A 24,432-nucleotide genomic window follows, 5' to 3' on the forward strand; every position below is an offset into this window, starting at 1 on the left:
ACAGCGGAGGAGGCTACCGCTAATCTGACGGACAGTCAGCTAGTGGTCGTCAGCTCTTTGGCGGGAGGCAGTGCGATGCACGACGACGTGGACGCGCGGGCGGACCTGGCGTACGGCACCATCCCCCGGCTGGTGCGCGAGGCCGCCCGGCGCCACGGCTCCCGGGAAGCCGTCGTCGAGGGCCGCACCCGCATCTCCTACGCCGAGCTGGGCAAGCGGGTGGAACGGGCCGCGGCCGCCTGCATCGCCTCCGGGGTCGCATCCGGCGACCGCGTCGCCGTATGGGCGCCCAACACCCTGGACTGGATCGTCTCCGCCCTCGGGGCGGTGACCGCCGGCGCCGTCCTGGTCCCCGTCAACACCCGCTTCAAGGGCGCCGAGGCCGCCTATGTCCTCGCCCGCACCCGCGCCAAGCTGCTCTTCGTCACCGGCACCTTCCTCGGCACGTCCTATGTCGCCTCGCTCCGCCGCGCCGCCCAGGAGGGCGACGGCCCAGGCCCGCTGCCCGGGCTGCCGCACCTGCACACGGCCGTGGTGCTCTCCGGCGACGCCCCGGCCGGCTTCGCCACCTGGCGGGACTTCCTCGCCGGCGGCGCCACCGTCCCCGCCGAGGCGGTCCGCGACCGGGCCGACGCCCTGCGCCCCGAGGACCCCTCGGACATCGTCTTCACCTCCGGCACGACGGGGCACCCCAAAGGCGCCGTGATCACCCACGCCCAGACCCTGCGCGCCTACGACGTCTGGAGCGAACTGGCCGGCCTCCAGGCGGGCGACCGCTATCTGATCGTCAACCCCTTCTTCCACACCTTCGGCTACAAGGCCGGGATCATCGCCTGCCTGCTGCGCGGCGCGACGATGGTCCCGCAGCCGGTCTTCAGCGTGCAGACCGCGCTCGCCAACATCGCCGCCGAGCGGATCTCGGTGCTCCCCGGCCCGCCCACCCTCCATCAGCAGCTCCTCGACCACCCCGACCGCGCCCTGCACGACCTGTCCGCGCTGCGCCTGGTGGTCACCGGCGCCGCCGTCGTCCCCCTGGAGCTGGTCGAGCGGCTGCGCGGCGAGCTGAGGATCGCCACGGTCCTGACGGCGTACGGCCTTTCGGAGAGCTCGGGCATCGTCACGATGTGCCGCCGCGGCGATCCGCCCGGCGTCATCGCCGCGACCTCGGGCCGCGCCCTGCCCGGCACCGAGGTCCGGGTCGTCGACGCCGAGGGCCGCCCGACGGCGCCCGGCGACCCCGGCGAGGTGCTGGTCCGCGGCTACCACGTGATGTTCGGCTACTTCGAGGACCCGGCCGCCACGGCCCGCGCGATCACGCCCGACGGCTGGCTGCGCACCGGCGACGTGGGCACCCTGGACGCGGCCGGCAACCTCCGGATCACCGACCGCATCAAGGACATGTTCATCGTCGGCGGCTTCAACGCCTACCCCGCCGAGATAGAGCAACTCCTCGGCCGCCACCCGGACATCGCCGATGTCGCCGTCATCGGCATACCCGACCCCCGCCTCGGCGAGGTCGGCAAGGCATACGCGGTCCGCCGCGCCGGCTCCTCCCTCACCGCCGACGACCTGATCGCCTGGTCCCGCCGGGAGATGGCCAACTACAAGGTCCCGCGGGAGGTCGCCTTCGTCGCCGAACTCCCGCGCAACGCCGGCGGCAAGGTCCTCAAGACCCGGTTGCGCGACGGCGCCCCGGGCCCCGCTCCCGCGTGATCCACCTGGGACCCCGGGGCCGCCAGGGCCCGCCCTGACGTGGGAGGACACCCCCTACGACCCCGGTGGCGCCCAGTCCGGCCGGCGGCCGCTGAGCGCCACCACCTTGTCCAGCAGCGGGGCGTCCCCGGGCACCGCGACCACGGCGCCGAACAGGGGGCCCGTCTCGCCCTCGGCCCAGGACGACAGCAGCCCGTAGGAGACGCCCAGGCTGTCCGCGTCGGGCGCGTAGTCCTGGCCGGTGGCGCGCGCCAGGTCCCAGCCGTGCACCACCAGCTCGTTGAGCGCGATCCGGCCCGCCACGGCGCCCGGCAGGGGCACCCCGCCCGCCTGGGTCTCGCCCTGCCAGGCATCCGGGGAGCGCCAGGCCACCGCCATACCCACGAGGTTCCGGTCCAGTTCGGCGCGCCAGTCGGGCCCGACATCCGGCCGGTGCGCGTCGGGGGAGGTGCCGGTCGCCGGCCCCAGCTCCTTGCGCGCCACGTCCTGGAAGGCGGCGGCCAGCCCGACGAGATGGCCCAGGAGGTGGCGTACGGCGTACTCCTCGCACGGTGTGGGCGCCTGGAGCTGCCCCTCGGCGGTGTGCGCCGCGATCCGTGACACCAGCCGGGTCTGCGCGCCGAAGTCGATCATCTCGGTCATCGTCCCTGGTTCCTTCCGCCCTGGGGGCCTGCACTGCGGTTCGGGGCCGCCCCTGCCGGCACCGCCCCTGCCAGTGAAGACTCCGCGGCCGCGCGGAACTCATCGCCACACCGCCGAAGACCCTCGCGCGGGCCACCGGCTACTGCGACTGCGTATACCGCTCCCGCAGCACCGCCTTCAGGACCTTGTTCAGCGGTCCGCCGCGCGGCAGCTCCTCGGTGATCTCCAGCTGCTCCGGCAGCTTCTGCGTCATCAGCCCGGCCGCCCGCAGATGCGCGGTCAGCGCGCCGAGCGTGAGCGGCGGGGCGGCCGGGTCGGCGGGCGTGACCACCGCGCACACCCGCTCGCCGCGCTCCCGGTCCGGCAGCCCGATCACCGCGGCCTGCGCCACCGCCGGATGGGTGTGCACCAGGTCCTCGATCTCCTGCGCCGAGATGTTCTCGCCCTTGCGGATGATGATGTCCTTCAGCCGCCCAGTGAGCACCAGGTGCCCGTCGGGCCGCAGCAGCCCCAGGTCACCGGTGTGGAAGTAGCCCTGTGCGTCGATGGCCTCGGCCGTCAGCGCGGGGTCGGTGTAGCGCCGCAGGAGCATCGGCCCCTTGAGCGTCACCTCGCCGGTCTCGCCCGTCGCGGCCTCGCTCCCGTCCGTCCGGGCGATGCGTATCCGCGCCCCCGTCACCGGCCGGCCCACCGTCCGCGCCAGCTGCTCGTCGCTGTCGTACGGCGTCCCCATCGCGATCATCGGGCACTCGGTCATCCCGTAGCCGTGCACGATCGCGCACTCCAGCTCCCGCCCGGCCGCCGCGTACAGCTCCGGCGGCATCGGCGCCCCGCCGCCGGACAGCAGCCGCAGTGAGGGGATCAGCCGTCCGGCGGTCGGCTGCTCCTTGCGATAGCGCCGCGATTCGTCCGCGAACGCCTGGTAGAAGGCGGTGCTGCCGCCGGCCATGGTGACGCCCCGCCGCCGGTAGACGGCCGCCGCCCGGCCCGGCTCGAAGCTGTCGAGGATGACCGCGGGAAAGCCGCTGACCAGCATGGCGATGACATAGTCCGGGCCGGCGATATGCGCGTAGGGGAAGGCGATCGAGCCGATGTCCCGTGCGGACATCCCCAGCGCGGTGGCCAGCCCCACCCCACCGGCGATCAGTGTGGCGTCGGTGTGCTCGACGCCCTTGGGCGCGGAGGTGGTGCCGGACGTGTAGTAGATCCAGGTCGTCCGGCCGTCCCCGCTCGCCGAGGGTGCCGGGCCCAGCCCGCCCGGATCGCCCACCGGCAGCCCGCCCGCGACCGAGACCACCCGTACCCCGTCGCCGGCGAGCCCGCGCACCATCGCGGTGTGGTCGAACCCGCGCCAGGTGCCGGGCACCAGGACGTACTCCGCCGCCGACTCCGCCAGGATGAAGCCCACTTCGCGCTCGCGGTGCAGCGGGATGACGGGCGTCTGCACGGCGCCGAGCCGGGCCAGCGCCAGCGAGGCGACCACCGTCTCGATCCGCGACGGCAGTTGCCAGGCCACCCGGGTCCCGGCCCCTATCCCCAGCTGCCGGAACCCTGCCGCGACCCGCAGCGCCTCGTCGCGTACGCCGTCGAAGGTGACGGTCCGCCCGTCGCCGTCGAAGAACATCGGCGCCCCGCGCGAGGCCCGTGCCCGGTACTCGACCAGTTCCCACAGCGTCTGCACACGAGCGGGTTCGAACACGGCGCGCCTCCTGACCGCGAGCAGGACGGTACGGGCCCGGCCTGGTGGCCTCGCCGGGTGGGTGGCGCGACTGTACAACGAAACTGACGGAGTGTCAGGAGTCGGGAGGTGGCGGAAACGAAGCGGTGCCGCGAAGGGAGGTGAGGGGAGAGCGGCGTGGAAAACGCGACGGCAGCGGGGCCATGCCCTGCGCATGGTCTCGCTGCCGGCTCGCTGTGCGGTGCGTGGCGCCGAAGTGCCCCGTGGGTCAGGAGTGGTGGGCCTTGGGCGCGACGTCGTCGGAGGTGCCGAGGTTTCCGACTATCGGCACGTGGTGATCGAAGGTGGAGATCTTGCCCGGCCGGGCGTGCTGCGACTCGGCCGTCGCCGGTGCGGCGGCCGCGGCCGCGGCGGCGAGGGTGAGTGCGGCGAGGACAACAGCCTTGCGTGTGCGGGTCATGCCGGTTCCTCCGTGACGGGTGGCGTGGTGGTGCGTGTTGTGCGTAGAGAGTAGAGAGCGGCCGGCGCGGCACGAGCGTATGTTCGAACGCGTGGCCGGAAAGTGCCGTGGCTCGGCCGGATGGCGAATTTCCGTGCGGATACGCCGCAGGGGCCGATTTCGATGGCTTCCCCTCCATGCCATCGAAACGGCCCCTGCGATCCCCCGAACCTGTTGCGGTTCTTACTTGGGCTCGCCCAAGGCATCACCGAGCGGCGTGCCGATGGGCTGGTGGTGGTCGAACGTCGTGATCTCTTCCCCGGGCGTCACCGGCTGGTCCTTCTTGCCGACGATACGGCGCCCGTTGGGGCCGAGGATGGGCTGGTGGTGGTCGAGCGGCTTGATGATGTCCCGCTCGTCCGGCTGCTGGGTGTTCTCGGTGGCCAAGCTGATCAACTCCAGTGTTTGGGCGCTTGTTACCGGCACACCCGGCCGGCGACTCCCCCGTGGGTCGCCGGACAGGTGTATCGGGGCCGAACACCATAACGGTGGGGCCAACTCACCGAACCGCTTGCCCCCCGAGGCGGCGGGTCGGTAAGAAGAGATTGGCGTGACGCGATGAACGATCGATAAACGTCCGCGTCTACTTCCGACGCCGACCGCCCGTACCAGCGTCGTTGCTGGTCATACGGCCGCGACGGGCCGCAGCAGGCCCTGCACCACCGCGCACTCCGGCGAGTCCAGGCGCTCGAAGACCGCCAGTGCCTCCTGCCAGCACACCCGGGCCCGCCCGGACTGCCCGACGCCGTCCAGCGCCCGCCCCAGCAGCGTGAGGACGTTGGCGTGCCACCACTCGCCGCCGATGGCGCGCAGCGCGGTGAGCGCCTGCTCGGCGTGGTTGGCGGCCTGGGCCGGGTGACCGGCGGTCAGATCCGCCTCCGCCAGCCGGAAGTAGGTCATGCCCTCCCAGAAGCGCTGCCGGCTCGCCTGGAAGATGGCCAGGGCCCTGTTCAGCTGCTCGGTGGCGTCGTCCAACCGCTTGGCGCGGGTGAACGCCAGACCGAGCGCGTACATGCCGTTGGCGAGCCGGCGGGTGGCGCCCAGCTCCTGGTAGATCGCGATGCCGTCCTGGGCCAGCCGGATCGCGGTGTCCACCCGGTCGGTGGCCAGGTGGACCCGCGAGAGGTTGCACAGGGCGCTGGCTTCCGAGGGCTGGTTGCGGTCCGCGCGGAAGGCGGTCAGCGCCTGGGTGAGGTATGCCTCGGCGTCGGCGTGCCGGTTCTGCGAGTTGGCGATGATGCCGCGGTCGTTGGGCGCGTAGGACGAGGCGAACGCGTCGTCGGTCGCCAGCCCGAGGAGCATGGCCGACTGGGCGTGCTCGTCGGCCTTGTCGAACCGTCCGGCCAGGGTGTGGACGTTGGTCAGCGCGATGTGGATACGGGCCTGGGCGCGCTGGTCGTCCATCGTGCGCGCGGCGTCCAGCAGCGCCATGTTGACCTGTTCGTACTGCCGGGAGTCGGCTCCCGACTCCGCGAGGTCCTGCGCCAGCAGCAGCAGGTCCGCCGCGCGCCGAAGGGTCTGCGGCCCGGCGGACTGCTGTGCGCAGGCCATCAGGCACCGGGCCTCCCCGAAGAGCCATTCCAGGGCCCCTATGCGGTCGGTGAAGACCAGCCCCGCGTACTGGGGACGCGCCATGTGGTCGGGGAGCCGGTCGCCCGGACGCTCAAGGGTGTAGACCTCCTTGGCGGTCGCCAGATAGAAGTCCAGCAGCCGGGAGAGCGCCGCGTCCCGCTCGGCCGGCGGCTGCTCGTCGCGTTCCGCGCAGGCCCGCGCGTAGAGCCGGACCAGGTCGTGGAAGCGGTAGCGGCCGGGGGCGGCGGACTCCAGCAGACTCGCGTCGACGAGCGACTCGATGAGGTCCTCCGCGGACTCCAGGTCCATGTCCAGGAGGGCGGCCGCGGCGGCGAGCGAGATGTCCGGGCCGTCGGCGAGGCCCAGCAGCCGGAACGCGCGGGCCTGGTGGGGCTCCAGCTGGCCGTAGCCCAGTTCGAAGGTGGCCGTGACGGCGAGGTCGCCGGCGCGCAGCTCGTCCAGCCGGCGCCGCTCGTCGGCGAGCTTGCGGGCGAGGGTGGAGACGGTCCATGTGCGGCGCGCGGCCAGCCGGGAGGCGGCGATGCGGATGGCCAGCGGCAGGAAGCCGCAGGCGCCGACCACGGCCATCGCGGACTGCCGTTCGGCGCTGACCCGCTCCTCGCCGACGATGCGGGTGAAGAGGTTCAGCGCCTCCTCGGGGCTCATCACATCGACGTCGATCAGGTACGCGCCCGCCAGGTCGATCAGCCGGGCCCGGCTCGTGATCAGCGCCGCGCAGCCCTCCTGCCCCGGGAGCAGCGGCCGCACCTGGGCGGCGTCCCGGGCGTTGTCGAGCAGCGCCAGCACCCGCCGCCCCGCCAGCGTGGAGCGGTAGAGCGCCGAGCGCTCCTCCAGGCCGTCCGGGATGGAGGCGTCGGGGGTGCCCAGCGCGCGCAGGAAGGCGCCCAGTACCGCCTCCGGTTCGGAGGGGGTGTGGCCGGCGCCCTGGAGGTCGACGTAGAGCTGGCCGTCGGGGAAGTGCTCGCGGGCGGCGTGGGAGACGTGCACGGCGAGGGTGGTCTTGCCGACGCCGCCGATGCCGGTGAGCGCGGAGACCGCCATCACGCTGCCCTCGGCGGTGGCCAGCTGCCGGCCGAGTTCGGAGACGAAGGCGTTGCGGCCGGTGAAGTCGGCGACCGTGGCCGGGAGTTGCTGGGGGCGTACCACGACGTGGTCGGCGGCGTCCGGCCCGTCGATGACGACGGGCGGCGCGTCCAGGTCGGTGTCGGCCCGCAGGATGCGCTGCTGGAGGTCGGAGAGCGAGGCGCAGGGATCGACGCCCAGCTCGTCGGCGAGCAGCCGCCGGGTGTCGGCGTAGACGGCGAGCGCCTCGGCCTGCCGGCCGCTGCGGTACAGCGCCAGCATCAGCAGTTCGCGCAGCCGCTCGCTCAGCGGGTGGGCGGCGGTCAGCGCGGTCAGCTCGGAGACCGCCTCGGTGTGGCAGCCGGCCTCCAGGACCAGTTCGAGGCGGGTCTCGGTGAGGGACAGCCGCCATTCCTGCAGGCGGGTGCGCTGGGTCTCGGCGTACGGACCGGCCAGGCCGGCCAGCGGCTCGCCGTCCCACAGCGCCAGTGCCTTGTCCAGGAGCTGCCGGGCGCGGCCGCGGTCGCCGGCGGCCTTGGCCTTCTCCGCCTCGGCCGCGTACTGCTCGGCGTGGTCGTGGTCGAGGTCCAGGGGGTGGCCGTCCACCGGCCGCAGCGCATAGCCGCCGGACTCGCTGACCAGCGCGTCGGCGTCCTCGCCCAGCGCCTTGCGGAGCCGGGAGGCGTAGGTGCGCAGCGCCGCCAGTGCGGCGTGCGGCGGTTCGTCGCCCCACAGCGCGTCGACGAGCTCGTGCGCGGTGGCGGTGCGTCCGCCGCGCAGCAGTAATGCCGCCAGCAGTGCGCGCTGCTGCGGGGAGCCCGCTGCCAGCGGCGTTGCGCCGCGCCAGGCCCGTACGGGACCGAGCACGGTGAAGCGGAGCCGCTCCCGACCCGGACCGTCGTCCATGGTGTCCCCCTGCCCTGTGCCAAATTGACCACGCTGTATGCACCATCTCGCTGTGTGCAACGGCCAGTCTGCCTTGTCACGCCCGCTTCCGTCAGTAGGGGTCCGGACCGTGCACAAAGCCTCCTCGGCTGCTGAGGGCGGGGGCGGCGCGGCGCACGGCGGGGTGGTGGAGCCGTAACTTCCGCGCTCCTCGCCGTTCCCCCGCGGCGGCCCGCAGTTTACTGACGGATCGTCAGATCGGCGCTACGGTAGCGGGTATGGAGACCTTCCCCAAGATCATTTCGGTGGACGACCACACGGTGGAGCCCCCCAACGTCTGGCGGGACCGCCTCCCGTCGAAGTACCACGACATCGGCCCGCGCATCGTCCGCGCACCCCTGAAGGAGATGACCTTCGTGGGCGGGAGATTCGCCCCGAAGATGGGCGCCCCGGGTGACGACGGGCCGATAGCCGACTGGTGGGTCTACGAGGATCTGCACCGCCCCCTGACCCGGCTCGACACCGCCGTCGGCTACTCCCGCGACGAGATCAAGCTGGAGGGCATCACCTACGAGCAGATGCGACCGGGCTCCTTCAGCGTGCCCGAGCGCCTCGCCGACATGGACGTCAACCACGTGCAGTCCGCGCTGTGCTTCCCCACCTTCCCCCGCTTCTGCGGCCAGACCTTCACCGAGGCCGAGGACCGCGAGCTGGGCCTGCTGGGGGTGCGGGCCTACAACGACTGGATGGTGGAGGAGTGGTGCGGCCCGCAGGCCCGGGGCCGTCTGATCCCCCTCACCCTCATCCCGCTCTGGGACGCGGAACTGGCCGCCGCGGAGGTACGGCGCAACGCGGCCCGCGGCGTGCGCGCGGTGTGCTTCAGCGAGATCCCGCCGCACCTGGGGCTGCCCAGCATCCACACCGACTACTGGGACCCGTTCCTGCGCGCCTGCGACGAGACCGGCACGGTCGTCGCGATGCACATCGGCTCCTCGTCGAAGATGCCGTCGACCTCCGCCGACGCCCCGCCCGCCGTGGGCTCCACCATCACCTTCGCCAACTGCTGCTTCTCGATGGTCGACTGGCTGATGAGCGGCAAGTTCGACCGCTTCCCCGACCTGAGGATCATGTACGCCGAGGGCCAGATCGGCTGGATCCCGTACATCCTCGAACGCGCCGACGTGGTCTGGGAGGAGAACCGCGGCTGGGGCGGCGTCGCGGACAAGGTCCTGCGCCCACCGTCCGAACTCTTCACCGAGCACGTCTACGGCTGCTTCTTCGACGACGCCTTCGGTCTGCGCAACCTGGACGCGATCGGCGTCGGCAACGTCCTGTACGAGACCGACTACCCGCACTCCGACTCGACCTGGCCCAAGTCCCGGCAGGTCGGCGAGTCCCAGATGGGCCATCTGGCGCCGGACGTGGTGGAGCGCATCGTCCGGGGGAACGCGATCGACCTGCTGGGGCTCACGGGGGACGGGCTGTGGGGGCCGGGGGTCTAGGGCCGCTTGCGTTTACGACCTGGGGTGTCATTGCCCGTTAGGGCATGGCACCCCCGCCACCCACCCCCGCCACGTGAAACAGGGCTCCGAGAGCGCGAAGCCCCGTCCATGCGCCAGGGGGATGACGCACGGACGGGGCGGTCTGGGTAGAGGGAATCTCAGTCCTCGTTGTAGTGGGGGTAGTAGGTGTGCTTCATCGAGATCTGTTCAGGCGTCAGGTCGGGGACCGCCATATTTCCCACGACCAGTGCGTGGTGGTTTGACCATTCGGCAACGTCGATCCGGCGCTCTCCGGGTTCCAGGCGCCACGCGGCTTCGGGCAGCTTCGCGACGACGTCGGCGCCCATGACGAATGCGCGAGTCGCTTGCGTGATGATCCACTGCGCCTTCTCCCGGTCCTGGGCTGTCGTGCGGCAGCATCGAGTCGCCATGTGCCACAGCCGTGGCCACCGGACGCCCGGCGTCAGCGGGCCGACATAGGCGGTCTGGCAGCCGTCCACGAGCTGGGATGCGTAACCGAAGACCGGCCCGAACATCGAGAACGCGGTGACTCTGCCAGTGCCCGTATGGGAGACCGGCATGAAGATCCTCTCTGGGAAGGCCGGCGTCCGGACCGGTGGGCGGCCCGGACGCCGGGAGCCGCTCTCTAGCAGCAGGGGCCGTCACCGCAACACGTCGGAGCGTTGCAGTCGGCCGCGGTGCCCCACAGCCGGTCGTCCACCTCGAAGCCTTCAGCCTTGATACGCCCGACGACATCGACCATCAGGCCCTTGGTGCGCAGCTTGCTGCCCGGCCGGTGGTGCAGGAAGTAGCCGAAGTTCTCCTGACACCAGTCGGCGTACGCCTCGGTGTGCAGCATGAAGGCGTGCCAGCCGGGATCCACCTGCTTGCTCGGGGCCATGACGTCGCCCGCCTTGGTGGCGCCCATGACGTAACACATGGCGATGGCCTCACTCTGGACGCGCTCTGCCACGCAGCGCTCCAGGCCGTACTCCTCGGCGCAGAAGTCCACCAGGCGCTCAAACAGCGCCGGTGCGACGAGGTCGCGGCCTTGCCGGACGGTGACCGGTTGCTCTAAAAAGACTGTCACAGTGTTCCTTCCCTTCTTCGGAAAGGGCCGACCTACAACAACGCTCAAGGGGTCGGCCAGGGATCACTTGCTCTCCACCCCGGCTGCTCGACTGTCCAGGTTTCTGCAGCCGGGGTGGAAGTCAGAAGGTTCCGGCTAACGCCGGGCTTTTGTGGCGGGTCACTTTGCGGGTCATATCGATGCAGTCAACGACTCGGGGGCAACTGGGCTCAACGAGTGTGCCCGAACTTGCTCACGGTCACCCGAGCGCGTTAATCGCCTGCCTGATGAGGGTGCGTGCTCCCGCTCCATATTCGGCTTGCTCGGCCAAGGTCGCGAACGTATTCGCGTATAGAGCGAGTTCGTGACGTTGCACGATGGTCAAGTGCGCTGATACCAGCTCCACGTTCACCTGTGCGTCATCGAAGAGGAAGAAACCCTCTACGGGCCACAAGGCCGTGCGGTCGGCCGTCAAGGGGATGATCCCGAGGCTTACGGACGGCAACGTTGAGGCATTGAGCAGGTGTTCAAGCTGGCCGGCCATCGTCTCGACTCCACCGATGCGGTACCGGAGGGCGGCTTCTTCCAAGAGGATCGCGAATCGATGATTGCCCTCGTGCACGATGTGCTGCTTGGCAATGCGGACACGCACAGCTTCCTCAACGTCATCGACGAGTTGGCGCCGGTCGCGGATCGAGGTCAGCAGCGCTCGAATATACGCCTCGGTTTGTACGGGGCCGGGGATGAGCCATGAGGAGTAGATGCGGTAGCGGAGTGTGCGCTCCCAGATCGGGAGCACCGACTCCTGGACTCGACGCAGTCCCGACCGTTCGAGTTGGCGCCACTCGACGTACATGCCGTCGATGCCGCGGGCCGTGTCTATGAGATCGCCGGCCAGGTGCGGGACTCCGCAATGCTCTGTGTAGGCGCGGATGTCGTCGAATGACGGTGGCTGGGTCCCGCTTTCGATCTTCGAGCACTTGGATTCGTGCCAGCCTGCGAGCATGGCCAGCGCCCGCGCGGTGAGTCCCGAGTCCTTCCGGATCTCGCGCAGGCGCCGGCCGAAGGAAACCCGTGCCTCCCTTACTGCTGAGGAGGAAGGTGGAGTGGGCACTGTGTTTCAGTCTGTCCCGTTGTCACGCCAACCGATATTGGGCATGGGGGACAACCTTCTCCCAGACGGTCTCGAACGCCGAGGAGAGGAAGGAAAGCAACTGGGGGTCCTCGGAGTACTCGTGCTCCAGCGAATCACCGTTTCCGTCGAAGTGATTGATCAGGGCCGAGGTCCCGTCGAATACCCAGAAGTCGTTGCCCGGCAGGTTCAGGGCAGTTGCCTGCCGGCGTGGAAGCCAGCCCACTTCCTCCCCCGCGTTGATGTTGAGCCCTTGGGTCACGGAGTGCTCGAAGCGGATGTAGTCGGAGACTGGTTCGGAGACGATCCGTGCACGGCGTACGGTGACGCCTCTTTCCGTCGTCTCCTTCACAATGTTGAGCCAGTCCCGCCAGCGTTCGGCGGGGTCGAATGTCTTACCCGCGCTCCAGTCGATGAAGGCGGGATCCGACCGCATGTAGCCGTCCCGCATTTCCAGGTGGACCGCCGAGCGGTGACTACTGCGGAACAGCTCCTCAAACGCCGGGACCTTCGTCACCCTTCACCTCCAAGAAGAACTGCACCATGCGCCGGGGAATCTCAACCACCGTCTCATGGCTCGGGATGTCCATCTGAGCCAGGCGGTCTCCTTCTTCGACCTTCAGCCCTTGGACCAAGTAGGTGTCCTTGACGTCGTCCAGGTAGATCGTGGGAGACCCCCCGCTGGGGCTCTCAGGGTCCTTGCCGAGCTTGCGCACGGTCATGATGTCCTCCTCGCTCGGAGACGACGATCTCTCTGAGAGAGATCTCTGGCAGATGCTGCCGTGAACCACCCACGGACAACAGAAACTTGCCCGAACTTGCCCAAAGCTCGGGGGCGTTCAAGCGCCTCGGTTTTCATCGGCGCATCGCTTTCGGGTGCGGGTGGCGGCGGATCTCGACGTTGCAGTCGGTCGCCTTCGACATGTCTCCTGTGGCGTAGGCCGCGGCGCGCTGCTCGGCGAGCGCACTGCACACGTCGCACCCGGCGACCGGCGCGGGATCCGGCGCTGGTTCCAGCAGGTGAACGGGTCGGCACAGTCGAGGCATCAGCCCGTCACCTCCACACCGTGAATCCAGCGCGGCCCCGCGTCGTAGCCCTGTACGGCCAGCCACAGTGCCCGCCGACGCTGACGCTGCAAGCGGCGCTCCTGCCGCTCCTCGGGGGTCAGGACGTACGGGCGGATGAGGGGGGCATCCTCACCGCGCAGCGGCACCAGCACCGACTTCCGCTGCGTGCGGGAAAGGGGGAGGGAGAGGGTGAGCGTCGGTGTATCGGTGCCGGTCGCAGGCGCGGGCGGAGAAATGGCCACACGGTGGCGTCCCCGGGCGGGGAGTAAGCAGCGCAGCAGCGATTCGAAGATCGTTTGGATAGTGTGAAGCATGTCGTCAACCTCCATGGGGTTGATGGCCACGCCCCCGGGCCGCCCTGCATGCGGTTGCGGGGGTCCTGCGTGTGGCGAGTGAGCGATCTGGCGTCTGACTCCCGGTCGTGTACCGGGTGTAGTCAATTGGTCACCAGCGCAACGCAACTTCCAATAGGCTGGGGCGAGTTAAGCGGACAAAGTTAGATCGCTTGTCCGCTGCGGTGTTGCGCCAGATCGACAAACTGGGAGGCCACAGCGTTGGATGAGACGAACAGCCCAGAGACCTTAAATCCGCTCCAGCGCTTCGGTGCGGACGTGAAGCGTGTACGCCTCGGGCGCAAGCTCACGCAGAAGCAGTTGGGCAAGGTGACCGGCTACACCGATGCGTACGTCAGCCTGGTCGAAGCCGGGAAGCAGATGCCCAGCGTGAGATTCGCCGAGGGATGCGACCTGGCATTCGGGACGAATGGCTTGTTCGCAGGCCTGTTGAAGCGGATCGATGAGGGGGGACATCCGAGCTGGTTCGCCCACTACCTGGAACGGGAGAAGAAGGCGGCCCACATCCAGGACTACTCGATCCAGGGCATCATGGGCATCTTGCAGACTGAGGCGTATGCCCATGCGATCTTCCGTGCCGGACACCCGCAGGCATGCGCCGACGTGATCCAGGGCAAGGTCAATGCGCGCATAAACCGCCGCGCGGTGATGGAGCGGGCGAACCCACCCGCGCTGTGGGTAGTCCTCCACGAGGCGTGTCTACGGACGATTGTGGGCGGTCCCGCCGTCATGGCAGGCCAGTTACAGCACTTGATTGACTCGGCGGAAAGCCCCGACATCGACATCCAGGTGGTCACCTATGCGTCTGGGGCCGCAGCGGCTCACATGTCGCCCTTCACGCTACTCGCATTCGACTCGGCTCCTACGGTCCTTTACTCGGACGGGCTGCATGGGGGCAAGGTGTACGACAAGGCGGAGATCGTCGCGGGGGCTGTGCGTCACTATGAACGGTTGAGGGCACACGCTCTCTCCCCGGATGATTCGCTCGCCCTGATCAAGAAATTGCACAAGGAGCACACCTCATGAACGCGGACATCGATCTCACCGTCGCCGAGTGGATCAAGTCCTCGTGTAGCGGCTCCCATGGGGGCCAATGCGTCGAGTTCTCCCGGACCTTCGCCCCGGTCGGCGTCGTCCCCGTCCGCGACAGCAAGGACCCCCACGGCCCGGTCCTGACCTTCTCCACTGCTGGTTGGTCGTCGTTCGTGTCCGCCGTCAGGGGTGGGAAGTTGGCTTCCGCCTGATCTCGATGTCCGGCCCGCCGCCCGCCGCAGCTGGGCCGGTCCGGCGGTGTGGTCCCCAGATATCGGCGCCATTCGGCGTGGGTCAGGCTTGCGGCCGGCGATACGGCAGAGGCTGTCGATCCAGGACTCCACCGAGAAGTCCCAGGAGAGGATCTCGCCGCCTTCGGTGGCGGTCCACAGCGTGCCCGCCCGGTCCACGACAACGCGGTGTGCAGGCCGCCGCCATCGTTTCCGGACAGTGTGTGGGGTGGAATCGGCATCTTGGGGCCGCCCAGCCGGTCGCCGGTCTCGGCGTCCCAACGGGTCAGGGTGCCGCTGTCGGTCAGGGTGACGACCGTCCGCGCGCGTGCGGCTTGTCGCTCACCCAGCCGAATCACCGCCGGATCCACCCGCATCAAGGCTGCGCCCGCCCCTACGGCACCCCCTGCAACCACGAGCACGCCTGCATCCGCTGCCCGATGCTCCAGGTCAACCCCAAGATGCTGCCCCGCCTCGCGGAGATCGAGAAAGACCTCCTTCTGCGCCGCAAACGGGCCCAGGAAGAGCACTGGCTCGGCGAAGTCGAAGGCATCGACTCAACCCTGACCTTCCTCCGCGCCAAACAGGCTGAAGCCGCCCGACTCACCAAGAGACCCGCCACCGACCTCGGCATCCCACGTCCCCGTCCCGAGGAGACCCAGTGATCCACAACGAACCTCGACCGAGCGAGCACAGAGAAGGGAAAGACAGGTCAGGCACGCCAGCGAAGTGCGTATCCCTCCCTCAGCGGTCCGCCGAGCAGGTCGAGTACCCCCTCAACCGCAGTCGCCAGCGGAGCGGGATCGGCCTGTTCCGCCAAGGCTTGATGGCCGTCCAGCAGCGCCTTTCCCCGGACCGGGTCGGCGCTCAGCAGCCTGCGAGGCAACCACTTGCCGATGCCCGTCCAGGCGCCGTGGTGGGCGGTGAGCAGATGTGCCGCCTCGCGCAGGGTGAAGTCGGCGAGGGAGAGCTGTTCATGCCGGTTTGCGGGCGGAGTGTCGACCAGGTCGTCCATGAAGCAGGTCAGACCGTAGCGGCCTCGTTCCCATTCCGCCCGCGTGAGCGGCGGCGGTCCGGCCGCGAGTACCGCTCGGGCCTGTTCGCGCACACGGGAGAGATCGCCGTGCGGGTCCATCAACGGCAGGCCCTGGTCATAGATGAACAGGACCGTGCCGCGGCGGCGGGCTCTGTCCCACTCGAAGAATTCCGGTATGTCCGCGACGGTGTTCAGGAACAGCTCAGCCAGGCGGCCCTCATGGCGGACTACCTCACGGCGGCTGATATCCGAGTCCGGCAGGAGGACGGCCACGTCCAAGTCGCTGGTCTCAGTGGCGCGGCCCTGGGCAACCGATCCTCCCAGCATGGCCCCCAGGGCATCCGGGAAACGGGTCGTCACCAAACGCAGAGCCTGAGCGGTCAGAGTTCCTTGATCATCCATGGGCGCTCATCGTGCCATCCGCGAGAAGCGCATGCCAGGGGCCGAGTCGGACGCTCTCCCGTCATTCAGATCCCAGCGAACTTCGATCGGGTGAAGTGCAGAGAAGGAGGATCCTCTGCGACTGCCGTTTGAAAGGCGACAGCGTCCGCCAGGGCATCTCGGCATCGCCCGCCTGCGCAACCTCACCCTCGTCGGCTGACAGGAAACGACCTGGCCGTACAGTCCGCCATAGGTCATGTGCGGGACAGGCTTTACGGGCTGACCGGTGGACCGCCGATGTCTCATCGGACATACCACCAGTGGTGGAAATGTCATGGGTATTCCCAATAGATGATCGCGGGGTGGTGATGCTCTTGGCCCGATCATGGAAACGAAAGGGGCGAGTCGAGCGACCACGCCTCCCCCCGACCTGCGGCCCGCTTAACATGTCCAGGTCAACTGATCACGGCGGGGGTACGGGGGAGAGCGGTTGGCTTTCTGCACCCCTGCGGTCGTGGCGCGCCGCATCCGGTCGGCGAACCCGGCCCACAGCCACATCTGCAAAGGAACGTCATGCGTTTCCATCGAACACTCGCCATCGTCGGAACCGTCGTCGCCCTGGCGTCGGTCTCCGCCTGCGGGCTGCCCTCCGCGGACTCGCCCCAGGGCGCGGGGGAGCTCCTCAAGTCGGCGCTCGGCTGCAAGACCGTGGACATCGCCTCGCCCCACGAAGTGCAGCAGGTCGAGGCCATGGGGATGACGGGCATCAACGGCGGCGGCGAGTGCGACGACCCGGCGGGCGGCGGCGGAGACGTCGACTTCCTCACCGTCGAGGACATGGAGGCGTTCCAGACCGCCGTCAAGGGCAACGAGGACGAGCAGGACGACCTCATGATCGGCGACGACTTCGCCGTCGACCCGAGCAGCGACGACCAGCGCCATCAGCTCCTCAAGGCCGGGCTGCTGTTCCTCAACTGCGCCTCGGACTTCAAGGCGCCGGACGGTGTGTCGGTCGACGAGGGCGAGATCGACGGCTGCGTCACGACCGAGTACTCCAAGGACCTCGACTGACGTCCTGACCACGCAACCGCCCGGATGCCGTCCGCGCGGATGCCGTCCGTACGGACCCCGCCGCCCCGCCACCGCGCCACCCCGCCCCGTCCGGACGGGGTGGTCGAGGCCACCCCTCGGGGCCGCGCCGTCAGCCGCAGGTGGGCCGGGACGGCGGGGTGGTTCCCACGTAGCGGCGCCATTCGGCGTCGGTCAGGCTGCGGCCGGCGATATGGCAGAGGCTCTTGATCCATGAGTCCACGGAGAAGTCCCAGGAGAGGAGTTCGCCGCCTTCGGTGGCGGTCCACAGGGTGCCCGCGCGGTCCACGACGAACCCGGTGTGCTCGCCGATGCCACGGTTTCCGGACAGTGTGCGGGGCGGGATCGGCACCTTGGGGCCGCCCAGCCGGTCGCCGGTCTCGACGTCCCAGCGGGTCAGGGTGCCGCTGTCGGTCAGGGTGACGACCGTACGGCCGTCCGCGCCCGCGGCCACCCCGGTCGAGCTCGGTTCGTCGCTCTGCCAGCGCAGCCGCCGCTCGTCCAGGTCCCAGCGGGCGAAGGAGTGCCGGGCGCCTTCGAGGAAGAGTGAACGGCTCTCGGCGGCCAGGGCGAAGTTGCCCACCGCCTCGCCCTTCAGGCGCGCCGTCTGCACCTTGCGTCCGGAGGGGAGGGCGTAGAGGTCGACGGCGCCCTTGGTGTTCTTCACCGCGACGGTGCGCCCGTCGGTGCTCAGCGAGGACAGCAGCAGCTGATTGGGATCGCTGGTTCCCGGCGGGACCACTGTCCGGGTGCGCCGCGCCGACCGGTCGGCGACATGGACCGCGCCGTCGCCCGTGGTCACGGCCAGGGAGCCGGTCCCGAGGGGGGCGATCTCCAGCGGGACCGCGCGGTAGCCCTCCTGGTAGCTCTCCTGCGTGCCGGAAAGGGCTATCTCGCGCTGCTTCTCCAGGTGTTTACCGACGATCCGCCATTCCTGGACCATGCCCGTGTGCCCCGCGTAGAGCGTGCGGCCGTCGGAGCCGAAGGCGACGCTGTAGTAGCCGAGGTCATCCCCGCCGGCGATGGTGCCGTCCTTCGGGCTCCAGACGTGCAGCGGTGTCCCCGGGTCGGAAGGCGACTCGGTCGCCAGCGGGTTGCTCCAGGCGATCCGGCCGTTCGGGCCGGTGGCCAGCGGCGGAGCGACGACCATGGTCTGGTCGTCGGAGAGGGAGACACCGTGCCGGTGCGCAGTCCGGGATGGCTGGCCGAAGTCCCAGAGCGCGGCCGTCCGGCCGTGCGCGGAGGCGAGCCGGTCGCCCGTGGCGGAGAACTCCAGCAGCGTGGGACTGCCGGTACCGGTGAGGTTGCGGACCTGGTTCGGCGTCCGCCCTTCGGACGGTGCGTCGTTCTCGCCGTGGCTCTGCCCGTCGACCACCGTGATGCCGGACGCCGTTCCGACGGCCATCCGGGCGGTGTCGGTCAGCGCCACCATCAGGGCCTCCTCGTCGGGGAGGAGGGGGAAGTCTCCGCATGTCTCGGCGAGCGCCTCGTGGCCTTCGGTCTTCGGGAGCCCAGCGCTGGTGAAGATCCCGTATTTGAGATAGCCGAAGCAGTGCCCGCCGGGGGACACGCCGACCGCGGCCTGCCCGGCCGGCAGCAGGAACTCCCTGCTGTCCAGGACCGGGCGCAGGTCGGGCACCGTGTACAGGGCGCCGCCGCCCACCTTGTCGCGGACCAGCAGATGGCTGTCCTCGTTCTGGAAGACCACCACACTGCCGCCGTGGCCGGTGCGCTTCGAACGGATCTTCTTACGGGCCTGCTCGTAGAGCGTCACCGTGCCGTCCTCGTCCGCCGCGGCCAGATGCCCGCCCATGCTGAACGCCAAGGAGGCCACCGATCCCGGCATCGGCGCGAGCCGTTGCAGCTTCCTGCCGGCCAGGTCGTAGACCCCCAGATTGCCCTTGCCGTCCCCGACGGCCAGGCGTTTGCCGTCCTCGCTGAAGCCGGCCGCCGTGACCCGGCCGGGCAGCGAGGTTCGGGCGCGCACGGCGCCGCCGTCGCTGCGCCACACCGTCACCGCACCGCCCTCGTCGCCCACGGCGACCGCGCTGTCGTCCCCGCTGAAAGCGAACGCGCTGATGTCGTCGGCACTCGAAACCATGTTGACCAAGTACGGGCTGTCCGTGGCGAGTTGGTTCAGGGCGGCGATGGCCTGGGGCGACGACTGCATGCGGTACGCCTCGACCCCCAGCAGCGAAGCCAGCCGCAGGTTCCCGTCCTTGAGGTTCAGGGCCGTGGCGGCGAGCTGCCGGGAGGTCGCCAGACGGGCCTGGGTGCGGGCTTCGTTCCGCTGGAGGATCGCGACCACCGAGGCTGCCCCGGCGAGCACGGCGAGCGTGGTGATGACGGCGAGCGCGCCCCGCGCCAGCCGTCGGGTCTTGCGGTGCTGGGCGACGTCCGCACCGATCAGGTCCTCTTTGGGGCGGCCGTGCAGGGGCGCCGCCAGATCGGCCACACACTGCTGGAACCGGGGGTCGCGGAGCGAGCCGGGGTCGTCCTCCGACATCCAGCGCAGATCGACCCAGCGCGGCTCGTCGGCGAACATGCCCGCCATGGTGCGCGGCAGACACGTGGTGCGCTCCCAGTCGAAATCACCGCGCTCGTGGTCCCAGACCAACTCCCCGCCGGTGACGGCGATGAGCATCTTCCGCGGTCCCAGGCCGGTACGCCACCATTCGACCTCCTTCCGCACCCACACCGAGTCGGCCGAACCCGGGCAGGCCAGCAGGATGAAGGCGCCGGAGTCGGCGAGCTGACACTCGATCTCCGGCCACAGCCCCGGATTCGCGGACAGCGAGTCCTTGTCGAGAAAGACCCGCAGGGCGCGTAATTGCCGCCAGCTGCGGGCGAAATTCTGCAGTCCGCGCCGCAGATGGGCGGCCTTCGCGCTGTCCGACGCATGGTGGTAGGAAATGAAGGCGTCGTTCCGGTACGGCCGCTCCGCCGCGTTCCTGTCTCCCAATCCCGCTCCCCCGTCCGTTCAAGCCGCCGCGGGCCCGCCGCCGGACCCCGGTCGCCGCATCATCCTCAGCAGCGGATGCACCCGCAACAGGGCCTTCGGGCAGGCAGGTTGGCGCCGAAGTGCCCGGACGGCCCGGCGCCGCGACGCGGCGGGGCGGCCGCCGCCCGGCCGTGGCCCGTAACCTCCCCGTTCCCCGCCCGAACGCCCCCGATCGCCTCTAGACTTCTCCCTCCTCCGGTATGCGGGACGCATGCTGCGAGCGCGAATGCGAGGGGTGGGCGGGGCTGCGGATGAGTGAGGTACGCACACTCGGCGACGAGGATTTCCCGGCCGTGTTCCGGTCGGCGGACACCGCTTCCCTTTCGGGGCAGCGGCGCTATATGACGGGCACGAAATGGCGGCTGCTGCTGGCGATCGCCGCCGCGGTCTGCGCGGTGTCGAGCGCGGACGCGGCGGTGGCGATGGTGCTGCTGGCGTTCCTGGCGACCGTCTATTTAGAGGTCTGGATGCTCACGGACCGTCCGGAGCGGGCCTGGTACGACGGGCGGGCCCTGGCGGAGTCGGTGAAGACGCTGTCGTGGCGGTACGCGGCGGCCGGCGACCCGTTCCCGGTCACCCTGCCCGCGGCCGAAGCGGAGCGCAGATTCCACGAGCGGCTGGAGGTGTTGCTGCGGGAGGCGCCGAGCGACAGCCTCGTCCCGGTCGGATCGATGGCCGCGACCGAGACCATGGGCGAGCTGCGCCAAGGCCCGTTCGAGGTCCGCAAGCAGGCGTACCTCACCGGCCGGATCGCCGATCAGCAGCAGTGGTACGGGGCCAAGGCGGCCACGAACATCACGCTCGCCCGCCGCTGGCGGATCGGTCTGATCACCGTGGAGGCGCTGGGCGTGCTCGCCGCCGTACTGCGCCTGCTGGAGATCGTCACCTTCGACCTGCCCGGTGTACTGGCGGCGGTGCTGGGCGCCGGGGCCGCCTGGTTCGCGGTGCGGCAGCACGAGTCGCTGGGCCGGGCCTACACCTTCGCGGCGACCGAGCTGAGCATCGTGCACCAGCGGCTGTCCGCGGTGCACGACGAGTCGGAGTGGGCCCAGGAGATCGCCGACGCTGAAGAGGCGATCAGCCGCGAACACACGATGTGGCGCGCGTCCCGGGGCGCGGTGTAGACGGGCCGATCGCGGATCTGCCGTACGGGCGCGGCCTCCAGCGCACGGCATCGGGTCCGTCCCTCCCCGGCTCTTGCCTGATGGCAGGTAAGGCACGACCATGACCCGGCAAGCTATATGACGGTCCGTCAGGTATGGCTGGAGGGCGTGTGAGCGGCGATGTGGACGGTGTGAGGGGCGGCGTATGGCGGCCCGAGCCGGGGCGGCTGGCGTACGGGATGCAGCTTCCGGTGCAGTCGCAGAGCACGCTCTACGCGGAGAGCTGGGAGGTCGCCGCGGGGCCCGCCGACCTGGTCGAGATCGCGCGGGCCGCCGACCGGCACGGCTTCGCCTACCTCGCCTGCTGCGAGCACATCGCGATCCCGCGGCGGCTGGCCGAGGCGATGAGCACCGTGTGGTACGACCCGGTCGCCACGCTCGCGCACCTGGCCGCCGTGACGGAGCGGGTGCGGCTGCTCAGCCATGTGGCGGTGGTCGGGCTGAAGCATCCGCTGGTCACGGCCAAGCAGTACGCGACGCTCGATCACCTTTCCGGCGGGCGGCTGATCCTCGGGGTCGGCGCCGGGCACGTCCGGGAGGAGTTCGAGGCGCTCGGGGTGGACTTCGTACGTCGCGGGGCGGTGCTGGACGAGACGGTGGACGCGCTGAAGGCGGCGCTGGGGAGCGAGGAGTTCCCGAAGTTCGCCGGCGAGCGGTTCGCGTTCGAGGGGCTGGGCCAGGCGCCGCGGCCCGCGCAGCGGCCGCGGCCGCCGATCTGGGTGGGGGGATCCTCGCCCGCCGCCGTGCGCCGGGCCGCGCAGCGCGCGGACGGCTGGCTGCCGCAGGGCGACCGGCGCGAGCAGCTGCCCGGGCAGATCGCCAGGCTGCGGGCGGCGAGGGAGGCGGCCGGGATCGAGGAGCCGGCCGTCATCGGGGCCATCGTCGAGCCGGTGTACGTGGGTGAAGCGGGGTGGGAGGTCGGGCGCCGGACGCTGTCCGGGGAGCCCGAGCGGATCGCGGCGTCGCTGCGGGAGTACGCCGCGATGGGCGTGCACCAGATCCAGGTGCGGTTCCGGTCCCGTAGCCGCGGCGAACTGACGGATCAGATGGCGGCGTTCGCGGCCGAAGTCGCCCCTCACCTGGAGTGAGCGGAGCCGGGCGCCGGTGGAGGCGGTCTGCACCCGCATCGGCCGCAGGCGTCCGCACCGATCATCCGCACCTGTACCGACATCCGCACCTGTACCGACCATCCGCACCTGAACCGACCATCCGCACCTGAACCGAAGGGCCAAGGAGGCTGTCATGGGCAAGCTGGACGGACGCGTCGTCATCGTCACCGGTGCGGCGCGCGGGCAGGGCGAACAGGAGGCGCGGCTCTTCGCGGCCGAGGGGGCGCGGGTCGTGCTCGCCGACGTTCTCGACGATCAGGGCGAGGCCCTGGCCAAGGAGATAGGGGAGGGGCGGGCCGCGTACGTCCACCTGGACGTGAGCCGGGAGGACGACTGGCAGGCGGCGGTCGCCGCGGCCAAGCGGGCCTTCGGCAAGGTCGACGGGCTGGTCAACAACGCCGGAATCCTGCGCTTCAACGAGCTGACCAGTACCCCGCTCGACGAGTTCCAGCAGGTCATCCAGGTCAACCAGATCGGCGCCTTCCTCGGGATCAAGACCGTCGCGCCCGAGATCGAGGCCGCGGGCGGCGGGACCATCGTGAACACCGCCTCGTACACGGGCGTCACGGGCATGGCGTACGTCGGCGCGTACACCGCCACCAAGCACGCGATCGTGGGGCTGACGAGGGTCGCCGCGCTCGAACTCGCCGCCAAGGGGATCCGGGTGAACGCGGTGTGCCCGGGGGCCATCGACACCGCGATGAGCAACCCGGCACAGCTCGATCCGGAGGCGGACGGCGAGGCGGCCGCGCAGGCCCTTGAGGAGCTCTACGCCAAGCTCGTGCCGCTGGGGCGGGTCGGGCAGCCGGAGGAGGTCGCCAGGCTGGCGCTCTTCCTGTCCTGCCGGGACTCGTCGTACATCACCGGGCAGCCGTTCGTCATCGACGGCGGATGGCTGGCCGGGGTCAGCGTCCTGTGACGGCGGGAAAGCCCGTTCCACACATCTGACGGATAGTCAGTTATCCCGTGCGGCGGCTATTGACGCCCCTGGCGTGCGATGGAACAGTCGGCTCACACATCGAATCTGACGCTACGTCAGAAATAGCTCGGGACGGTGAACCTCCTTGGAATTCGGGCTCTTTGTACAGGGATACGTGGGCAAGCGGGCCGAGACCGATCCGCTCGCGGAGCACAAGGCGCTGATGGAGGAGACCGAGTACGTCATCCAGGCGGACACCTCCGGCTTCAAGTACGCCTGGGCGTCCGAACACCACTTCCTGGAGGAGTACTCCCACCTCTCCGCCAACGACGTCTTCCTCGGGTACCTGGCGCACGCGACCGAGCGGATCCACCTGGGCTCGGGGATCTTCAACCCGCTCGCCCAGGTCAACCACCCCGTGAAGGTCGCCGAGAAGGTCGCCATGCTCGACCACCTCAGCGAGGGGCGGTTCGAGTTCGGCAGCGGGCGCGGCGCCGGCTCGCACGAGATCCTCGGCTTCCTCCCCGGCATCACCGACATGAACCACACCAAGGAGATCTGGGAAGAGACCATCGCCGAGTTCCCGAAGATGTGGCTCCAGGAGGAGTACCCCGGGTTCCAGGGCAAGCACTGGCAGCTGCCGCCGCGCAAGATCTTCCCCAAGCCGTACGGGGCCTCGCACCCGGCGATGTGGTACGCGGCCGGATCGCCGTCCTCGTACGCCATGGCGGCCAAGAAGGGGCTCGGTGTACTGGGCTTCAGCGTCCAGAAGGTCTCCGACATGGAGTGGGTGCTGGAGCAGTACAAGACCGCCGTCCGGGACGCCGAGCCGATCGGCGACTTCGTCAACGACAACGTGATGGTGACCTCGACGGCGATCTGCGCCGAGACGCACGAGGCGGCGGTGGAGATCGCCGTCAACGGCGGGCTCAACTACCTCCAGTCGCTGGTGTTCCGCTACCACGACACCTTCCCGCGGCCCGAGGGCATCCCCGAGTGGCCCGAGCTGCTGCCCGACTACACCGCCGAGATCATCGAGCTGCTGATCGCCGAGGAGCTGATGATCTGCGGCGATCCGGACGAGGTGCTCCGGCAGTGCAAGCGCTGGGAGCAGGCCGGCGCCGACCAGCTGAGCTTCGGGCTGCCGATCGGGGTGTCGTACGAGGACACCATGAACACCATCAAGCTCATCGGCGAGCACGTGATCCCGAAGATCGACACCGATCCGGTGCACCGGACGACCCGTTTCCGGCAGGCGGCCGGCGACTGAGGCGTC

Annotated in this window: 23 protein-coding genes; 10 read left to right on the forward strand and 13 right to left on the reverse strand. The window is 69.9% G+C overall.

What is annotated here, in order from left to right; all coding sequences use genetic code 11:
- Positions 1-75: 75 nt before the first annotated feature.
- On the forward strand, positions 76-1,713 hold the full coding sequence (locus ACZ4NB_RS06490; RefSeq protein ID WP_467658731.1) for a FadD3 family acyl-CoA ligase: 1,638 nt from the start codon (positions 76-78) through the stop codon (positions 1,711-1,713).
- A gap of 54 nt (positions 1,714-1,767) precedes the next feature.
- Here the strand turns inward: ACZ4NB_RS06490 and ACZ4NB_RS06495 are convergent, their stop codons facing one another.
- The 5 genes from ACZ4NB_RS06495 to afsR all read right to left on the reverse strand — a co-directional run bounded on the left by ACZ4NB_RS06495 (position 1,768) and on the right by afsR (position 8,093).
- Entirely contained in the window at positions 1,768-2,355 is a 588-nt protein-coding gene (locus tag ACZ4NB_RS06495) for a TIGR03086 family metal-binding protein (RefSeq protein ID WP_467658733.1), read from the reverse strand.
- 139 nt (positions 2,356-2,494) lie between these two features.
- Positions 2,495-4,054, reverse strand: coding sequence for a class I adenylate-forming enzyme family protein (locus tag ACZ4NB_RS06500; protein WP_467658734.1), 1,560 nt, complete (start codon positions 4,052-4,054; stop codon positions 2,495-2,497).
- A gap of 247 nt (positions 4,055-4,301) precedes the next feature.
- Positions 4,302-4,493 (reverse strand): hypothetical protein, encoded by a 192-nt coding sequence (locus ACZ4NB_RS06505; protein WP_467658736.1) that lies wholly within the window; start codon positions 4,491-4,493, stop codon positions 4,302-4,304.
- Between the two features lie 222 nt (positions 4,494-4,715).
- A complete protein-coding gene (locus ACZ4NB_RS06510) occupies positions 4,716-4,919 on the reverse strand; it encodes a hypothetical protein (protein ID WP_467658738.1) in 204 nt (67 codons plus the stop codon).
- Between the two features lie 237 nt (positions 4,920-5,156).
- Positions 5,157-8,093, reverse strand: a complete 2,937-nt coding sequence (gene afsR, locus ACZ4NB_RS06515) for an SARP-family global regulator AfsR (protein ID WP_467658740.1) — start codon at positions 8,091-8,093, stop codon at positions 5,157-5,159.
- A 257-nt stretch (positions 8,094-8,350) separates the two neighbouring features.
- Between afsR and ACZ4NB_RS06520 the strand changes: the two genes are divergently transcribed.
- A complete protein-coding gene (locus ACZ4NB_RS06520; protein WP_467658742.1) occupies positions 8,351-9,574 on the forward strand; it encodes an amidohydrolase family protein in 1,224 nt (407 codons plus the stop codon).
- A 158-nt stretch (positions 9,575-9,732) separates the two neighbouring features.
- Here ACZ4NB_RS06520 and ACZ4NB_RS06525 read toward each other — a convergent pair whose 3' ends face one another.
- The 6 genes from ACZ4NB_RS06525 to ACZ4NB_RS06550 form a co-directional block, all read right to left on the reverse strand.
- Positions 9,733-10,155: a hypothetical protein gene (locus ACZ4NB_RS06525; protein WP_467658743.1), complete on the reverse strand. Its 423-nt coding sequence runs from the start codon at positions 10,153-10,155 to the stop codon at positions 9,733-9,735.
- A gap of 65 nt (positions 10,156-10,220) precedes the next feature.
- Entirely contained in the window at positions 10,221-10,664 is a 444-nt protein-coding gene (locus tag ACZ4NB_RS06530; protein WP_467658745.1) for a glycine-rich domain-containing protein, read from the reverse strand.
- A 238-nt stretch (positions 10,665-10,902) separates the two neighbouring features.
- Complete coding sequence (locus ACZ4NB_RS06535) at positions 10,903-11,757, reverse strand: helix-turn-helix domain-containing protein (RefSeq protein ID WP_467658746.1); 855 nt, start codon at positions 11,755-11,757, stop codon at positions 10,903-10,905.
- A 22-nt stretch (positions 11,758-11,779) separates the two neighbouring features.
- On the reverse strand, positions 11,780-12,292 hold the full coding sequence (locus tag ACZ4NB_RS06540; protein WP_467658748.1) for a DUF6879 family protein: 513 nt from the start codon (positions 12,290-12,292) through the stop codon (positions 11,780-11,782).
- Positions 12,270-12,497, reverse strand: a complete 228-nt coding sequence (locus tag ACZ4NB_RS06545) for a hypothetical protein (protein ID WP_467658750.1) — start codon at positions 12,495-12,497, stop codon at positions 12,270-12,272. Before ACZ4NB_RS06545 ends, ACZ4NB_RS06540 begins: the two co-directional genes overlap by 23 nt.
- 324 nt (positions 12,498-12,821) lie before the next feature.
- Positions 12,822-13,157, reverse strand: coding sequence for a hypothetical protein (locus ACZ4NB_RS06550; protein ID WP_467658752.1), 336 nt, complete (start codon positions 13,155-13,157; stop codon positions 12,822-12,824).
- A gap of 240 nt (positions 13,158-13,397) precedes the next feature.
- Between ACZ4NB_RS06550 and ACZ4NB_RS06555 the strand changes: the two genes are divergently transcribed.
- From ACZ4NB_RS06555 to ACZ4NB_RS06565, 3 genes are all read left to right on the forward strand, one after another.
- On the forward strand, positions 13,398-14,222 hold the full coding sequence (locus tag ACZ4NB_RS06555; protein WP_467658754.1) for a helix-turn-helix domain-containing protein: 825 nt from the start codon (positions 13,398-13,400) through the stop codon (positions 14,220-14,222).
- Positions 14,219-14,440: a DUF397 domain-containing protein gene (locus ACZ4NB_RS06560; RefSeq protein ID WP_467658756.1), complete on the forward strand. Its 222-nt coding sequence runs from the start codon at positions 14,219-14,221 to the stop codon at positions 14,438-14,440. The genes ACZ4NB_RS06555 and ACZ4NB_RS06560 overlap by 4 nt, the downstream gene beginning before the upstream one ends.
- A 458-nt stretch (positions 14,441-14,898) precedes the next feature.
- Positions 14,899-15,123, forward strand: a complete 225-nt coding sequence (locus tag ACZ4NB_RS06565; RefSeq protein ID WP_467658757.1) for a recombinase — start codon at positions 14,899-14,901, stop codon at positions 15,121-15,123.
- Positions 15,124-15,170: 47 nt separating this feature from the next.
- Here ACZ4NB_RS06565 and ACZ4NB_RS06570 read toward each other — a convergent pair whose 3' ends face one another.
- Complete coding sequence (locus tag ACZ4NB_RS06570) at positions 15,171-15,896, reverse strand: nucleotidyltransferase domain-containing protein (protein ID WP_467658759.1); 726 nt, start codon at positions 15,894-15,896, stop codon at positions 15,171-15,173.
- A 552-nt stretch (positions 15,897-16,448) separates the two neighbouring features.
- Between ACZ4NB_RS06570 and ACZ4NB_RS06575 the strand changes: the two genes are divergently transcribed.
- On the forward strand, positions 16,449-16,946 hold the full coding sequence (locus ACZ4NB_RS06575) for a hypothetical protein (RefSeq protein ID WP_467658761.1): 498 nt from the start codon (positions 16,449-16,451) through the stop codon (positions 16,944-16,946).
- Positions 16,947-17,076: 130 nt separating this feature from the next.
- On the opposite strand, the gene ACZ4NB_RS06580 is transcribed toward ACZ4NB_RS06575, so the two are convergent.
- A complete protein-coding gene (locus ACZ4NB_RS06580; RefSeq protein ID WP_467658763.1) occupies positions 17,077-19,926 on the reverse strand; it encodes a toll/interleukin-1 receptor domain-containing protein in 2,850 nt (949 codons plus the stop codon).
- A 290-nt stretch (positions 19,927-20,216) separates the two neighbouring features.
- On the opposite strand from ACZ4NB_RS06580, the gene ACZ4NB_RS06585 reads away from it, so the two are divergent.
- The 4 genes from ACZ4NB_RS06585 to ACZ4NB_RS06600 all read left to right on the forward strand — a co-directional run bounded on the left by ACZ4NB_RS06585 (position 20,217) and on the right by ACZ4NB_RS06600 (position 24,426).
- On the forward strand, positions 20,217-21,089 hold the full coding sequence (locus tag ACZ4NB_RS06585; protein ID WP_467658765.1) for a DUF4231 domain-containing protein: 873 nt from the start codon (positions 20,217-20,219) through the stop codon (positions 21,087-21,089).
- 218 nt (positions 21,090-21,307) lie between these two features.
- A complete protein-coding gene (locus ACZ4NB_RS06590; RefSeq protein WP_467659171.1) occupies positions 21,308-22,216 on the forward strand; it encodes a TIGR03619 family F420-dependent LLM class oxidoreductase in 909 nt (302 codons plus the stop codon).
- A 154-nt stretch (positions 22,217-22,370) separates the two neighbouring features.
- Positions 22,371-23,156: an SDR family NAD(P)-dependent oxidoreductase gene (locus tag ACZ4NB_RS06595; protein WP_467658767.1), complete on the forward strand. Its 786-nt coding sequence runs from the start codon at positions 22,371-22,373 to the stop codon at positions 23,154-23,156.
- Positions 23,157-23,301: 145 nt separating this feature from the next.
- A complete protein-coding gene (locus tag ACZ4NB_RS06600; protein ID WP_467658768.1) occupies positions 23,302-24,426 on the forward strand; it encodes an LLM class flavin-dependent oxidoreductase in 1,125 nt (374 codons plus the stop codon).
- The last annotated feature ends 6 nt before the right edge of the window (positions 24,427-24,432 follow it).

Source organism: Streptomyces sp. NPDC026575 (assembly GCF_055567415.1).